This is a genomic window from Rhodoferax sp. (assembly GCF_039922535.1).
Classification (GTDB): domain Bacteria; phylum Pseudomonadota; class Gammaproteobacteria; order Burkholderiales; family Burkholderiaceae_C; genus Rhodoferax_B.
This window is the reverse complement of record NZ_JBDTEM010000059.1, coordinates 1-14,116: the sequence shown is the minus strand read 5'-3', so window position 1 is coordinate 14,116 and position 14,116 is coordinate 1. Positions and strand designations below refer to the sequence as shown.

16 protein-coding genes and 1 tRNA gene are annotated in these 14,116 nt (G+C 62.4%); 6 read left to right on the top strand and 11 right to left on the bottom strand.

The genetic code is table 11. The annotated features are described in order from the left end of the window. On the bottom strand, window positions 1-549 hold a 549-nt coding region (locus ABI213_RS02495; RefSeq protein WP_348025961.1), incomplete at its 3' end, for a 2Fe-2S iron-sulfur cluster-binding protein. A 45-nt stretch (window positions 550-594) separates the two neighbouring features. On the opposite strand from ABI213_RS02495, the gene ABI213_RS02490 reads away from it, so the two are divergent. Then, window positions 595-1,539 carry an SDR family oxidoreductase gene (locus ABI213_RS02490; protein WP_348008763.1) on the top strand — a complete coding sequence of 315 codons (945 nt, stop codon included), beginning with the start codon at window positions 595-597 and terminating at the stop codon, window positions 1,537-1,539. 5 nt (window positions 1,540-1,544) lie between these two features. On the opposite strand, the gene ABI213_RS02485 is transcribed toward ABI213_RS02490, so the two are convergent. The 3 genes from ABI213_RS02485 to apaG are packed head-to-tail and all read right to left on the bottom strand — an operon-like array spanning window position 1,545 to window position 3,392. After that, window positions 1,545-1,967 carry a CoA-binding protein gene (locus tag ABI213_RS02485; RefSeq protein WP_348008762.1) on the bottom strand — a complete coding sequence of 141 codons (423 nt, stop codon included), beginning with the start codon at window positions 1,965-1,967 and terminating at the stop codon, window positions 1,545-1,547. Between the two features lie 41 nt (window positions 1,968-2,008). After that, the gene (gene thiL / locus ABI213_RS02480) at window positions 2,009-2,992 is read right to left on the bottom strand and encodes a thiamine-phosphate kinase (RefSeq protein ID WP_348008761.1); all 984 of its coding nucleotides are present in this window, start codon (window positions 2,990-2,992) and stop codon (window positions 2,009-2,011) included. 1 nt (window position 2,993) lies between these two features. Then, window positions 2,994-3,392: a Co2+/Mg2+ efflux protein ApaG gene (gene apaG / locus ABI213_RS02475; RefSeq protein WP_348008760.1), complete on the bottom strand. Its 399-nt coding sequence runs from the start codon at window positions 3,390-3,392 to the stop codon at window positions 2,994-2,996. 49 nt (window positions 3,393-3,441) lie between these two features. Here apaG and rpe point away from each other — a divergent pair, with 49 nt between their 5' ends. Further along, window positions 3,442-4,125, top strand: coding sequence for a ribulose-phosphate 3-epimerase (rpe, locus tag ABI213_RS02470; RefSeq protein ID WP_348008759.1), 684 nt, complete (start codon window positions 3,442-3,444; stop codon window positions 4,123-4,125). Window positions 4,126-4,159: 34 nt separating this feature from the next. Next, window positions 4,160-4,426, top strand: a complete 267-nt coding sequence (locus ABI213_RS02465) for a YfhL family 4Fe-4S dicluster ferredoxin (protein WP_348025959.1) — start codon at window positions 4,160-4,162, stop codon at window positions 4,424-4,426. Here the strand turns inward: ABI213_RS02465 and pth are convergent. From pth to ABI213_RS02430, 7 genes are all read right to left on the bottom strand, one after another. Continuing rightward, a complete protein-coding gene (pth, locus tag ABI213_RS02460; RefSeq protein WP_348006885.1) occupies window positions 4,423-5,034 on the bottom strand; it encodes an aminoacyl-tRNA hydrolase in 612 nt (203 codons plus the stop codon). The genes ABI213_RS02465 and pth overlap by 4 nt on opposite strands. Window positions 5,035-5,096: 62 nt before the next feature. Beyond that, the gene (locus tag ABI213_RS02455) at window positions 5,097-5,753 is read right to left on the bottom strand and encodes a 50S ribosomal protein L25/general stress protein Ctc (protein WP_348006884.1); all 657 of its coding nucleotides are present in this window, start codon (window positions 5,751-5,753) and stop codon (window positions 5,097-5,099) included. A gap of 107 nt (window positions 5,754-5,860) precedes the next feature. After that, window positions 5,861-6,835: a ribose-phosphate pyrophosphokinase gene (locus tag ABI213_RS02450; RefSeq protein ID WP_348006883.1), complete on the bottom strand. Its 975-nt coding sequence runs from the start codon at window positions 6,833-6,835 to the stop codon at window positions 5,861-5,863. Between the two features lie 78 nt (window positions 6,836-6,913). Further along, window positions 6,914-6,990 (bottom strand) — tRNA-Gln (locus tag ABI213_RS02445). A gap of 32 nt (window positions 6,991-7,022) precedes the next feature. Next, window positions 7,023-7,877 (bottom strand): 4-(cytidine 5'-diphospho)-2-C-methyl-D-erythritol kinase, encoded by an 855-nt coding sequence (ispE, locus tag ABI213_RS02440; RefSeq protein WP_348006882.1) that lies wholly within the window; start codon window positions 7,875-7,877, stop codon window positions 7,023-7,025. A 2-nt stretch (window positions 7,878-7,879) separates the two neighbouring features. Beyond that, window positions 7,880-8,371: a lipoprotein insertase outer membrane protein LolB gene (locus ABI213_RS02435; RefSeq protein WP_348006881.1), complete on the bottom strand. Its 492-nt coding sequence runs from the start codon at window positions 8,369-8,371 to the stop codon at window positions 7,880-7,882. Continuing rightward, on the bottom strand, window positions 8,368-10,086 hold the full coding sequence (locus ABI213_RS02430; protein ID WP_348006880.1) for a tetratricopeptide repeat protein: 1,719 nt from the start codon (window positions 10,084-10,086) through the stop codon (window positions 8,368-8,370). Before ABI213_RS02430 ends, ABI213_RS02435 begins: the two co-directional genes overlap by 4 nt. Window positions 10,087-10,275: 189 nt before the next feature. On the opposite strand from ABI213_RS02430, the gene mutM reads away from it, so the two are divergent. From mutM to mutY, 3 genes are all read left to right on the top strand, one after another. Continuing rightward, entirely contained in the window at window positions 10,276-11,091 is an 816-nt protein-coding gene (gene mutM / locus ABI213_RS02425; protein ID WP_348025957.1) for a bifunctional DNA-formamidopyrimidine glycosylase/DNA-(apurinic or apyrimidinic site) lyase, read from the top strand. A gap of 43 nt (window positions 11,092-11,134) precedes the next feature. Further along, entirely contained in the window at window positions 11,135-13,078 is a 1,944-nt protein-coding gene (locus ABI213_RS02420; protein WP_348006757.1) for a dynamin family protein, read from the top strand. A 7-nt stretch (window positions 13,079-13,085) separates the two neighbouring features. After that, the coding region (gene mutY, locus ABI213_RS02415; protein WP_348025955.1) for an A/G-specific adenine glycosylase at window positions 13,086-14,116 on the top strand (1,031 nt) is incomplete at its 3' end.

The window sequence follows — 14,116 nt, the reverse complement described above, 5'->3', positions numbered from 1 at the left end:
GGTGAACTTGCCGCCGGGCATGTGGCGGATGTGCAGCTCAACCGCGGGGCCGGTGTGCGGCGCATTCGCCATGCTGTAGCTGCGGCGGGCACCGTCGCGCAGGATGAATTCGATATATTGGCCAGGGTGGTAGCGCAGGGTGTCGTTGGCGGGCAGCTGCAGCTTGATAACCATCACGTCATCGGAAACCTTCTCCAGCGTGGTCACGCGCGACGGCATTTTTTTGATGGGGAAGGCGCTTTCATCGGTGACCTGGCGCGACTCCAGCACTACGTCGGTCAATGGCATCGCGCAGCAGGTGAGCACCAGGCCAGCAGCCTCCTCCTCTTCGCTCAGGGCTTTGCTCTGGTGCGGGCCATGGAACACCATGCCTTCGAGTTTTTTGCATTTGCAGGAGCCGCAGGCACCGTCTTTGCAGCCGTAGGGCAGGCCAATGCCCTGGCGAATGCCGGCGGCCAGGATGGATTCGTCGGCGGTGGCGGCAAAAACGCGGCCGCTGGGCTGCACGGTGATGCTGAAGGCTTGCGGGGTGGCGACGGGATGGGTCATGGGGTTCTGTATGCTCAGTGGGTTCTGTCTCTAGCGTGCCTGATTTTGCCTTCAAACCAATCCCCTCTTGGACCATTGCCTGCGCGCTTTCGCCGTGAGCGCCTGCTCATCATTGGCTGCGGCGATGTTGGCCAGCGCGTAGTGCGCCAGTTGCCACGCGCGGTGCGCGTGCTGGCTCTGACCTCCAGCCCCGAACGCCGCCCGGCTCTGCGGGCCCAAGGCATTACGCCTCTGCACGGCAACCTGGACGACCCGCGCTCCCTGCTGCGCCTGTCTGGCTTGGCCACCCGGGTGCTGCATTTGGCCCCGCCGCCCGGCGAAGGTCGTGGCGACCCGCGTACCCGCAACCTGCTGCGCGCACTGCAATTGCGTGGCACCCCTCAAGCTTTGGTTTACGGATCGACCAGCGGCGTGTACGGTGATTGCCAAGGGGCACAGGTGGATGAAACCCGGGCCCTGGCTGCCACTACGGCCCGGGCCCAACGCCGGGTGGATGCCGAAGCGGCGGTGCGTCTGCTGGGCCGCCGTGCCAGCCGGGTGCGCACTAGCATCTTGCGCATTCCTGGCATCTACGCACCTGATCGCGAAGGTGGTACCCCTGAAGCCCGGTTGCGCAAGGGTACGCCCGTGCTGGAGCCAGCCGACGACGTATTTACCAACCACATCCATGCTGACGACCTGGCCCGCGCCTGTATCCGTGCCCTGTGGCGCGGCCAGCCCCAGCGCATCTATAACGTCAACGATGACAGCGCCATGCGCATGGGCGATTACTTCGACTTTGCTGCGGATCTGTACGGTTTGCCGCGCCCGCCCCGCGTCCCCCGCACTGCGACGCAAGGTCAGTTGTCGTTAATGCTGCTGAGCTTCATGTCCGAGTCGCGGCGGATGGACAACACCCGCATGAAGCAAGAGTTGCGGCTGCGGTTGCGCTATCCGACGGTAGCGACGGGTTTGCGGATGCAGCCCTCAACGGGCCGTATCCGTGGATGAGGGGGCTAGATCACCCCTCGCGCCGACAGCACGGCGTGCTCGGTCTTGATGCATTTGTTTTGCACCACCCGCAGCCCGGCCGCCTGGGCCTTCTGGGCCGCTGCAGCGTGTGAGATACCCAATTGCATCCACACCGCCTTGGCCTTGATGGCGATGGCTTCATCGACGATGGGCGGGATGTCTTTGCTGCGGCGGAAGCAGTTGACCACCTCAATCACGTGGTGCTGCGCTGCTTCGGTCAGACTGGGGTAGGCCGTTTCGCCCAGAATCTCGGTGGCGTTCGGGTTGATCGGGATGATGCGGTAACCCCGTGCCTGCAGGGTGCGCGCTACTTCGAAGCTGGGGCGGGTGGGGTCGGGGGACAGGCCCACGACCGCGATGGTGCGGGCGTGGGTCAGGATTTGGCGGATGGCATCGGCTTCATTCATAGCACGGAGTTTACGCAAGCTTTGGGGCTTGCATATTTCACTCAGGCAAAGTGGTCGAAGCCGGCAAACGTGCGCAAGACTGGGTCACCTTGGGCATCCACCAGGCGGATGGGCGGGTGCCCCGAGCGGGTTTCGATCTGGCCGATGCGCGCCACCGGGGTTTCGGCCTGGGCTGCGGCCGCCGCCACGGCTCCGCGGGCCGAGGGCGGGGCGGTGAAGACCAACTCGTAGTCGTCGCCACCGGCCAGTACGTAGTCCAGGTATTTCTCAGTATAAAATTGGCCGTTGACGCAGGTGCTACCTGCGCAAGCAGCTATCAAGGTAATAGCAATAGAGGTGTCCACCACCGCGCCCACCCCGGATGCCTGCAAGATGTGCCCCAGGTCGCCCAGCAGCCCGTCGCTGATGTCGGCCGCGGCGGTGGCCACGCCGCGCAGTGCCAGACCCAGGTTGACGCGGGGCGTGGGCCGCTCCAGCCGGGTGCGGGCCTGGGCAAAAGCCGCTTCGGGCAGCGACACCGTGCCGCGAAACACCTCCAGTGCCAGCCGTGCATCGCCCAGCGTGCCGCTTACATACAGGTCGTCACCCACCTGCGCACCCGAGCGCAGCAGCGCCTGGCCGGGCGGCACTTCGCCAAAGACGGTGATGCAGATATTCAGCGGGCCTTGGGTGGTGTCGCCGCCCACCAGTTCGCAGCCGTGGGCATCGGCCAGGGCCAGCAGGCCGTGCGCAAACGGCTCCAGCCAGGTGGCATCGGCGCGCGGCAGGGCTAGCGCCAGGGTGAAGGCCAGCGGCTGCGCGCCACAGGCGGCCAGGTCGCTCAGGTTGACCGCCAGCGCCTTGTGGCCCAGCGCGGCGGGGGAAACGGTGCTCAAGAAATGGCGGCCTTCGACCAGCATGTCGCTGGAGATGGCCAGTTGCATGCCGGGCCGGGGCTGCAGTAGGGCGCAGTCATCGCCCACGCCCAGCACGGCGCGCGGCGTGGGGCGGGTGAAGTAGCGCCGGATCAGGTCGAACTCGCCCATGTCAATGCAGCGTGTGGCTGGCAGGAGGCAGGTGGTTGCCGGTGGCATCCAATACAAAGGTGGGGACGGCGGCTTCAAAGCGCTCGCCGTCTTCGGCCACGCAAAAATAGCTGCCGCGCATGGCACCGGTGCCGGTACGCAGGCGGCAGCCGCTGCTGTACTGGAACGAGTCGCCCGGTTTCAGCAAGGGCTGGTGGCCCACCACGCCCAGGCCTTTGACTTCTTCGACGTGGCCATTGGCATCGCTGATGGTCCAGTGGCGGGCAATCAGCTGAGCGGTGGTGTCGCCGACGTTTTGGATGGTGACGGTGTAGGCAAAGCTGAACACGGCCTGCGTGGGGTCGGACTGCTCTGGCAGGTATTGCGGCAAGACTTCGACGGTGAACTGGTATTTGGGCATGGGCAGGATCGTACAGCGCTTGCATACACGGTCTGCGAAAATACGGGCCATGAAAAATTACCGTATTGCTCCCTCGATCCTGTCCGCCGACTTTGCCCGCCTGGGCGAAGAAGTGAAAAACGTCATTGCCGCCGGTGCCGACTGGATCCACTTTGATGTGATGGACAACCACTACGTGCCGAACCTGACGTTCGGACCCATGATTTGCAGCGCTTTGAAGCCGCACGCCAAAAAGCCGGACGGCACGCCCGTGCCCATCGACGTGCACCTGATGGTGCAGCCGGTGGATGCCCTGGCGGCCTCGTTTGCCGATGCCGGCGCGTCGCTGATCAGCTTCCACCCAGAAGGCACGGGCCATGTGCACCGCAGCGTCCAGGCCATCAAGGCCAAGGGTTGCCAGGCCGGGCTGGTGTTCAACCCCGCCACGCCGCTGGACGTGCTGGACTGGGTGATTGACGACATCGACCTGATCCTGATCATGAGCGTCAACCCCGGTTTTGGCGGCCAGAGCTTTATCGACTCGGCCCTGCGCAAGGTGGAGCAGGCACGCAAGCGCATCGAGGCTTCGGGCAAAGATATCCGCCTGGAAGTGGACGGCGGCATCAAGACCGACAACATCGCCCGCGTGGCATCGGCCGGGGCGGACACCTTTGTGGCGGGCAGCGCGATTTTCGGCAACCCTGATTACAAGGCGGTGATCGACGCGATGCGCAGCGCCCTGGCCACCGTGTGACCTACTATTCGCCCATGACTTCCCGGAGCGCGCCATGGCATTGATCATCACCGACGAGTGCATCAACTGCGATGTGTGCGAGCCCGAGTGCCCGAACGACGCGATTTACCTGGGCGTGCAGATCTACGAGATCGACCCGCACAAATGCACCGAGTGCGTAGGCCATTTTGACGAGCCGCAGTGCGTGCAGGTCTGCCCGGTGTCGTGCATTCCGGTGAACCCGGAGCATGTGGAAGACAACGAAAGCCTGTGGGCCAAGTACCGGCGTCTGCAAGCCGAGATCGCCAAACCGGCGGTTTAAAGCGGTTCGGCAGGCCGCACCGGCTTGGGCCGGGGCGGTTTGGTGGTGTGGATGGCCATGGTGGCCTTGTCCATATCGCCCGACATCAGTGCGGGTACGGCCAGAATCGCGCGGGTCATGCTGTCTTCGATGGCGGTGCGGTGGTCGGCAGACGGCTTTTTCAGCACCCAGTTCAGCACTTCGTCGCGCGCACCCGGATGGCCGATGCCGATGCGCAGCCGCCAGTAGTCGGGGCTGCCCAGTTGCGCATGGATGTCGCGCAGACCGTTGTGCCCGGCGTGGCTGCCGCCTAGCTTGAGCTTGGCCTGGCCGGGGACGATATCCAATTCGTCGTGCACCACCAGAATCTCGCTGGGCTGGATTTTGAAGAACCGCGTCAGCGCGCCCACCGATTTGCCCGACAGGTTCATGAAGGTTTGCGGTTTGAGCAGCCAGCGCGGCTCGCCGTCCACCACCACGCGCGCCACCAGACCGTAGTAGCTTTTGTCGGGCTGCAGGTTGGTTTTGAGCTCGCGCGCCAAGGCATCAATCCACCAGAACCCGGCATTGTGGCGGGTGGCTTCGTAATCAGGACCCGGATTGCCCAAGCCAACAAACAGTTTGATCATGACGGGATTATCCAAAAACAAAAAAGGCCCACCGAAGTGGGCCTTTTACTGGCAGAAAAGAATTACTTCTTTGCAGCAGGCTTGGCAGCAGCAGGAGCCTTGGCACCGGCTTTGCCCTTGGCGGGTGCAGCAGCAGCGGCTGGATCCACGGCCACTTCTTCGGCCAGGGCAATCACGGACACCAGTGCGGGGTTTTCTTTACCCTTGGTGACAACCGACACGCCCTTAGGCAGAGCCAGATCCTTGGCATGCAAGGACGAACCCTTGGTCAGGCCGCTCAGGTCCACCGCGATGAACTCTGGCAGGTCTGCGGGCAGGCAGGAAATCAGCAGTTCTGTCGCCACGGGAGTGACCATGCAGTTTTCCGTCTTGACTGCGGGCGATACTTCTTGGCCGCTGAAGTGCAGAGGCACCTTCATGGTCAGCTTGGTGTTGGTTTCCACGCGCTGGAAGTCAGCGTGCAAAATCAGTTGGCGGAAGGGGTGCATTTGCACATTGCGCAACAGCACTTTGCTTTCCTTGCCAGCCAGTTCCATGTCCAGAATGGTGGAGTGGAAGGTTTCTTTTTTCAGAGCGTGCCACAGAGCGTTGTGGTCAATTTCGATCTGGGTAGCAGGTGTTTCGCCACCGTAAACGATGCCGGGGGTACGGCCAGTAATGCGGAGACGGCGGCTCGCACCCGTGCCCTGCTTTGCGCGCTCAAAAGCGACGAATTTCATAATTAACTCCGGTAAGAGTGCACCGCGACCAGTGCAACTCCGATTTAAAAAGGCCCATACGACAGCATTTGCAGCATGCGTACGGACCTGCTTTTTTGTTCTCTGGCCTAGAAAAGATTTTCTTGGTCCGAGAACAAACTCATGACCGACTCACCATTGGCGATCCGCTGGATCGTTTCGGCGATCAGGGGGGCCACGGTGAGTTGGCGAATTTTGGGGCATGCCATCGCAGCAGCGCTGAGAGGAATGGTGTTGGTCACCACCACTTCGTCCAGTGCCGAACCGTTCGCAATGCGTTCAATGGCCGGGCCGGAGAAGATGGGATGGGTGCAGTAGGCGTAGACTTTTTTCGCGCCACGCTCTTTCAACACTTCGGCGGCTTTGACCAGCGTGCCTGCGGTGTCGATCATGTCGTCCATGACCACGCAGTTGCGGCCATCGATTTCACCGATCACATGCATCACTTCGCTGACATTGGCCTTGGGGCGGCGCTTGTCGATGATGGCCATATCGCAACCCAGTTGCTTGGCCAGCGCACGGGCACGCACCACGCCACCCACATCGGGCGACACAACGATCAGGTCTTCGTAGTTTTTTTGGCGCAAGTCACCCAGCAAGACGGGCGAGGCGTAAATGTTGTCCACCGGGATGTCAAAGAACCCCTGGATCTGGTCGGCATGCAGGTCCATGGTCAAAACGCGGTCAACCCCCACGGCTTGCAGCATGTTGGCCACCACCTTGGCGGTGATGGGCACACGGGCAGAGCGGGGGCGGCGGTCTTGCCGGGCGTAGCCAAAGTAAGGAATCACGGCGCTGATACGTTCGGCAGAGGCACGCTTAAGTGCGTCCACCATGATCAGCAGTTCCATCAAGTTTTCGTTGGTGGGCGCGCAGGTGCTTTGCACTACAAACACGTCGCGGGCACGCACGTTTTGGTTGATTTCGACCGTCACTTCGCCATCGGAGAAGCGGCCCACGCGGGCTGCGCCCAACGAGATGCCAAGGTGCTTTGCAATGTCAGCGGCCATGCCTGGATTGGCATTGCCTGTGAAAATCATGAAATCAGTGTGGTGGGGCTGCATGAGCATTCCGGCGATGGTGTAACTGGCGATGAAATAACTGTGTGTCAATATTCTGAATATCAGCGTATTCAGAATATTTGGCAGGGGAAGAAGGACTCGAACCTTCGCATGCTGGAATCAAAATCCAGTGCCTTAACCAACTTGGCGACTCCCCTACACGGGTCCGCAGCATGAAGCTGCAAACCGATTAACCATCGCTGGAGGCCCAACCTTTGAGAGGGTGGACGTCCATATTGCTGCATTTGCGAACCTGCCACGTCCTATGGTTACTAGGTACATCTGACAGGTCTACATCGCTCAGCATTTGCGCAAACACCGCGCTACCTGAGCCAGTCATTCTAGCATTTAAACCTTTGCCTCCAAGCCACTCAAGGGCTTGGTTAACAGCAGGGCAGAGGTTTTGCGCAACTGGCTGTAGGTCATTAGTACCGAAGTAATAAGGCTGTGCAGCAAAGCCTGCGATTATAGCACTATCTGAATCGCGTTTTAAATCCTTTGATGCAAAAATCAGCTTGGTGTCCAGCCCCTCGGGCGGTTTTACCACCGCAAAGCGGGCCGGTGGCAGCGAAATCGGGGTGATTTTTTCGCCAATACCTTCGATCCAGGCGTTGCTGCCGCCCAGGAAAAAAGGCACATCGGCCCCAAGCTGCAGGCCGATAGTTTGCAGTTGCGCCAATGGCATATTGAGTTTCCACAGGCGGTTTAGCGCCAGCAGAGTGGATGCCGCATCGGACGAACCACCGCCCATGCCCGCCTGTGCCGGAATATTTTTGAATACACCGATGTGCGCGCCTAGAGGAGTACCTGTAGCAGTTTGCAGCGCTCGGGCTGCGCGCAGTACCAAATCGTCGGGCGGTAGCGGGGTACTGAGGTCTTCGCGGCTGAGTTGGCCGTCTGCGCGCAGTTCAAAGTGCAAAGTGTCGCACCAGTCGATCAGCATGAAGACCGATTGCAAGAGGTGGTAGCCGTCGGCGCGGCGGCTGGTAATGTGCAAAAAAAGATTCAGCTTGGCCGGGGCGGCCACGTCGTACAAGGCTTGCATGGTTATCTGTCGAGGACGATGCGCAGGGTGGCGGAAGGCTCTGGCTGGTTGCGCACGGCTGTCAAGCGGCCATCGTCCAGTCGGGCCAAATCGGCTTGCCAGCCTGGCACGGGGGTGTTGCTGCCATGCAACCAGTCGAACAGCGCCGCCAACGGCAGCGGGGCTCCGGTCGCTTGTGCCACCAAGGCATCCAGCGATGCAAAGGGCCGTACTTCGCCGTTGGCGTGCAGGGTCGCCGATCCAGGTTGCCACACCATGCGTGCCAGAGTGCCGCCAAGCGGGTTGAAGAGAGTGAGTTCGCCCACTTCTGCCGAGCCTTTGAGCTCAAAACTGGCTGAAAAAGACTGCGATGCCGATCCATCGACCTGCAAGGCCAGACGGCCGCTCCAGAAGGCGGACGGATCTGCGTTCTGCCGGCCGCTGTTCAGGTGCGCGCACCCGGCAAGCAGCACCGCGCACACCGTGAGCGCCCACCAGCGCGCCAGGGTTGTCACAGCTTGACTTGCAGGCGTTTCAGGGTGGCCAGCAGGGTTTCGTTGTCGCTGTTGATCTGCAGACCCTCTTTCCAGATACTGGTGGCGCGCTCGCGCTGGCCCAGGGTCCACAGCACTTCGCCCAGATGGGCGGCGATTTCGGCATCGGGCTTGGCCTTGAAGGCCCCGTCGAGCACGCGCAGGGCTTCGTCGTTATTGCCCATGCGGAATTCAACCCAGCCCAGGCTGTCGGCAATAAACGGGTCATTGGGCACAAATTCCAGCGCTTTGCGGATCAGGTCGCGGGCTTCGGGCAGGCGCACATTGCGCTCGGCCAGCGAATAACCCAGGGCGTTATAGGCGTGGTGGTAGTCGGGTTTGAGGGCGATCAGCTTGCGCAGCAGGCGCTCCATGTCGTCCATTTTGTCGAGCTTTTCGGCCAGCATGGCCTGGTCGTACAGCAAGTCGGCATCTTCAGGGTGTTCGGCGACTGCTTTGGCCATCAGGTCGTAGGCGGTTTGGTACTGCTTGTTATCGCGCAGCAACTGCACTTCGGCGGTCAGCTTCATGCGGATTTCTGCTGGAGTGCGTTCGGGCAGGGATTGCAGCAAGGCGCGGCCTTCGGCCAGCTTGCCTTGTTTGGCCAGTAGCGAGGCACGGCGGGTTTGCACGGCCAGCAACTCGTCGGCGTTGTCAATTTTTTGCAACCAGGCCGCGGCCGCGGGGTAGTCTTTGCGGTTTTCTGCCACCTGCGACAAGGCCATATAGGCCGCCGACAAGCCCCGGCTACGCCCCTCACCGGCCGCCAGCGGTTCGGCCAGGGTGATGAAGCGTTTGAGCGAGATCTCGGCCGCGTTGAGCTGATTTTCCTGGACTTGCAGGCTGCCTTGCACCAACCAGGCATCCGGGAACTCGGGGTTTTGGCTGGTCAACAGGCTGAGTTGTTGCATGGCTTCGCCGTAGCGCTGGGCTTCCAGCAGCACGCGGACATAGCCCATGCGCAGTTCGGGCAGTGGCTGGCCGCTCAAGTAATGCAGCACCAGGGGTTCGGCCAACGGGACTTTAGGGCCCATCATTTCCAATGCCAGTTGCACTGGACCCGGCGCGGCGGCGGACAAGGTCTGGCCGCTGCGGGCTGCTTCCAGCGCGCCGGATGTGTCACCCGCCGCCAGCCGCATACGGCCCAGCGTGGTCCAGGCTGCCGGGCCATTTAGCGGATCTGCCAAGTAGCTGCCCAGCACCTGTTCGACGACTGTGGCTGCCAGTTTTTTATCGGAAATTTGCGCATAGGCAGGCGGAATCGCGTTGATGGCCGCTGAACGGTCTGCGTCCGGGGCCATCGCCAGTTCGGTCTTTAGCGGCTCGGCCGTGTCGGCCACACGGTTCAGTGCTAGCAAAATTTGCAGCACGTAGCGGTTGGCATCGCGCGATGCGGGTTCGGCCTTGCTCCAGGCACGGGCGGCTTGCAGCGCGGCCTCGCCGGAGCGTGACTGCAAAGCGATCTCTACAGCACGCTGGTACAGGCGGGGGTCGTCGGCCTTGCGGGCACCTTCCAGGTACAGCTGGTATGCAATGCCGGGCTCGCCACCGGCCGCGTTCAGCTCACCCAGCAGCACGATATAGAACAGCTCGCCATTCATGGCGGACTGCGCAGGCACCGCCTCTGACGCGCTGGGTGCCGCGGCCTCGGGTGTCGTCTGCGCAAATGCGTGCAGGCTGCCCGTGGCCAAAGCCAAAGTTGCCAATCCGTGGGTAGCCAGTCTGATATATCGCTTCATCGGCTCATAATAATCCAAGCCTATTCACATGCTGTGTTCGGGGGGTAAAGCGCCCAGACCATGGCTGATTTTTTGCCCTTACTTTCCTGGATTCAGGTCCCCTGCACCCGGGCCAGGCAAGTTGTTTCACATTCACCACCGCCTGCCATGCCCGAGTTACCCGAGGTTGAAGTCACCCGCCTGAGTTTTGCCGACCGTATCCAGGGCGCGCGGATCAGCAGCGTGCGCATGGGCAAGCCGCTGCGCTGGCCGCTGGGGTATGCCCCGGAGCTGCTGGCGGGCCGTACCGTGCTGCAGGTGCGTCGCCGGGGAAAGTACTTGCTGCTGGACCTGGATGCCGGCCTATTGCTACTGCACCTGGGCATGTCGGGCAGCCTGCATTTCGCCCCGTACCAGCCTGCGCCGGGTGCGCACGACCATTGCGATGTGGTCACCCATCTGGGTATCTTGCGCCTGCACGACCCGCGCCGGTTTGGGGCAGTGGTGTATGCCGACAGCCAAGACGCACCCGAGGCCGTCAAGCTGTTGGGACATTTGGGCATGGAGCCGCTGGACGACGGGTTTTCTCTACCGTCTTTTTATGCAGGGATTCATGCGCGCAAAACAGCCATCAAGCAAGTGCTGTTGGCGGGCGAGGTGGTGGTGGGCGTGGGTAATATCTATGCGTCTGAGGCGCTGTTCATGGCCGGGATCCGACCCACGATGCGGGCCAACAGCATCAGCAAGCCGCGTGCGGCCAAGCTACATGCGGCTGTACGCAGCGTGCTGGCCCGGGCGGTGTTGAAGGGCGGCAGTACCTTGCGAGATTTCTCCAATGCCCACGGTGAAAGCGGCTACTTTCAGCTCGAAGCCATGGTCTACGACCGCCAGGGCCTGCCGTGCCGGGTCTGTGCCACGCCGATCCAGCAAATTCGCCAGGGCCAACGGTCTACCTATTTCTGCCCGGTGTGCCAAAAGCGCTAGTGCTATATTAATTTTTTGTTTTTTACTACTTCACACTCCGTCTGTGGCGACCTCTTTCAACGAACAACTAGGCCAGCATGGCGCGTGGCGGCGTGAGCTGGCACTGCGTTTGAAGCTGCTGTCCGCGTGGATGAAAGAGCATGCGCTGATGGATGCCGGGGTGGAGGCCCGGCTGCGCCGGCTGGAAGACCAGATGCGCAGCGACAAGGTCATGGTTGCCTTCGTGGCCGAGTTCTCCCGCGGCAAGTCGGAGCTGATCAATGCCTTGTTCTTTGCCGGATATGGCCGCCGCATCATGCCCGCCAGTGCCGGTCGCACCACCATGTGCCCCACCGAGCTGGGCTATGACGCGGGGGTGCCGCCCAGCCTGCGCTTACTGCCCATCGAGTCGCGCCTGCAACCCCAGTCGCTGCTGGAATGGCGGCAGGCCCCGGAGCAATGGACCCATATCGACCTGGACGTGAACGACGCGGCCCAACTGGCCCAGACCATGGAGAAGGTCACCGAAGTCCGCCGCGTCACCCAGGACGAAGCCCGCGCACTAGGTTTTTGGCACGACCAGGAACCCGACGACAACCCGCCGTTGGACACCCAAGGCCGGGTGGAAGTGCCCCGCTGGCGGCATGCGTTGGTCAACATGGCGCACCCGCTGCTGCTGCAGGGCCTGGTGATTCTGGATACCCCGGGGCTGAACGCCATCGGTGCCGAGCCCGAGTTGACGGTCAACCTGATCCCCCAGGCCCACGCGGTGCTGTTCATATTGGGGGCCGACACCGGCGTCACCAAGTCCGACCTGGCCGTCTGGCGTGAGCACCTCAGCCCCGCCGCTGCCGACATGGACGCGCGCCTGGTGGTGCTCAACAAGGTCGATACCCTGTGGGATGCCCTCAGCACGCCCGAGCAGGTGCAGGCGCAAATCGACCGCCAGCGGGCTGCCTCGGCGGTGTTATTGGGCATGCCGGCGCAACAGGTCATGCCGGTGTCGGCGCAGAAAGGCTTGGTGGCCAAGATCACCGGCGACGCAGCCCTGCTGCAGGCCAGCGGCCTGCCCGACCTGGAAGTGGTGCTGGGCCAGGGTATTTTGGGCCAGCGGCAAGAAATTTTGCGCTTTGCCGTGGCGCGTGGCATCACCGACCTGCGCACCGAGACCAACCGCGTGCTGCACGTGCGCCGCCGCGACCTGGCCGAGCAAAAAATGGAGTTGCAGGGCCTGGGCGGCAAAAATTTGACCGTGGTGAAGAACATGCGCCAGCGCATCGACCAGGAAAAGCACGAGTTCGACATGGGCAATGTCAAGATACATGCCGTGCGCGCCATCCAGCTCAAACTGGTGGGCGAGGTGTACACCTTGCTCGGCAGCCGCACCCTGAAAGCCGAAATGAACCTGCTGGCCGAGGCTTTGCGCCAACCCGGCTGGAAGCGCGGCGTAAAAGGCGTGTATGCCGACACCTTCGCACGGCTGCGCGACAACCTGGCCAAGGCGCAGGCCCACGGTATGGAGATCCACAGCATGCTGGCTGCCACGTTTGGCCAGCTGAACGCCGAGTTTGGTTTTTCGCTGCTGCTGGCGGACACCCCCGACATGCAGCGCTACCAGGCCGAACTGACCGAGATCGAGTCTAGCCATGTGCAGTACCTGAGCCTGCGCAACGCCCTGAAGCTGGTCCAGCCCGAGTTTGCCGAGCGTCTGGTGCGGGCCCTGCTTTCGCGGCTGCGCGGAGTCAACCAGGCGGCCTTTGACGATGTGGAGCTGTGGAGCAAATCGGCCGCCGCCCAGCTGGAAGACCAACTCAAGGAGCGGCGCAAAAGCTTCATTCGGCGTATCGAGGGTATCGACCGCATGCAAACCGCGGCCGGCGGCCTGGACGCGCAGGTGGCTGACATCGAAGAACAAGAGGCCGTGCTGGGCCAGTTCGACACCCGCTTGCAACTGCTGACCTCGTATTTTTTGACCACTGCCGGACCCCGGCCCCTTACGGCGGAATAACTGCTCGATGACTTTCGTACTAGAGGCGGCGTATGCGGCCCCGCAAGCGGTGGCTACCGCCTTCGCATCCCAGGTGATCCAGTGGCAAAAGACCCATGGCCGCAACAGCCTGCCCTGGCAGAACACCCAAGACCCGTACCGCGTCTGGCTGTCGGAAATCATGCTGCAGCAAACCCAGGTCAGCTCAGTGCTGGAATACTTTCCGCGCTTTTTGGCCCGCTTTCCCGATGTTAAAAGCCTGGCTGCCGCCAGCCTGGACGATGTGCTCGCCCTGTGGAGTGGCCTGGGTTACTACAGCCGCGCCCGCAACCTGTACCGTTGCGCGCAGCAGGTGATGGAGGTGCACGGCGGGCGCTTTCCGCCCACGGCCGAGCTGCTGCAAACCCTGCCCGGCATTGGCCGTTCCACCGCTGCCGCCATTGCCTCGTTTTGCTATGGCGAACGGGCCGCTATTTTGGATGCCAACGTCAAACGCGTGCTGACCCGGGTGCTGGGTTTTGGGGCCGATTTGGCCGTGGCCGCCAACGAGCGGGCGCTGTGGGACCAAGCTACCGCGCTGTTACCGGCCCAGGCCGGGTTGGACACCATGCCGCGTTACACCCAGGGCCTGATGGATCTGGGGGCCACCGTGTGTGCGCCGCGCCAGCCCACCTGCCTGCTGTGCCCGGTGCAGCCGGTGTGCAAGGCCCAGCGCGAAGGCGCACCGGAGAAGTACCCGGTCAAAACCCGCAAGCTCAAGCGCAGCACCGAATCCTGGTGGCTGCTGTGGGCGCAAGACCCGGCGGGTCGGGTGTGGCTGCAGCGGCGGCCCGATGCAGGTGTGTGGGCGGGGTTGTACTGCCTGCCGGTGTTCCACAGTCGGGACGCCTTAGCGGCATCGGTCGGCACGGTGGCGCTAGACGATTTACCGGTGTTTTTGCACGTGCTGACGCACAAGGACCTGTACCTGCACCCGGTGCAGACCCAGTGGCCGCAAGATAAGCGCCCCGGCCCGAACGGAGGCTGGGTCGAGGCCCCGCGTTGGGTGGAAATGGGTCT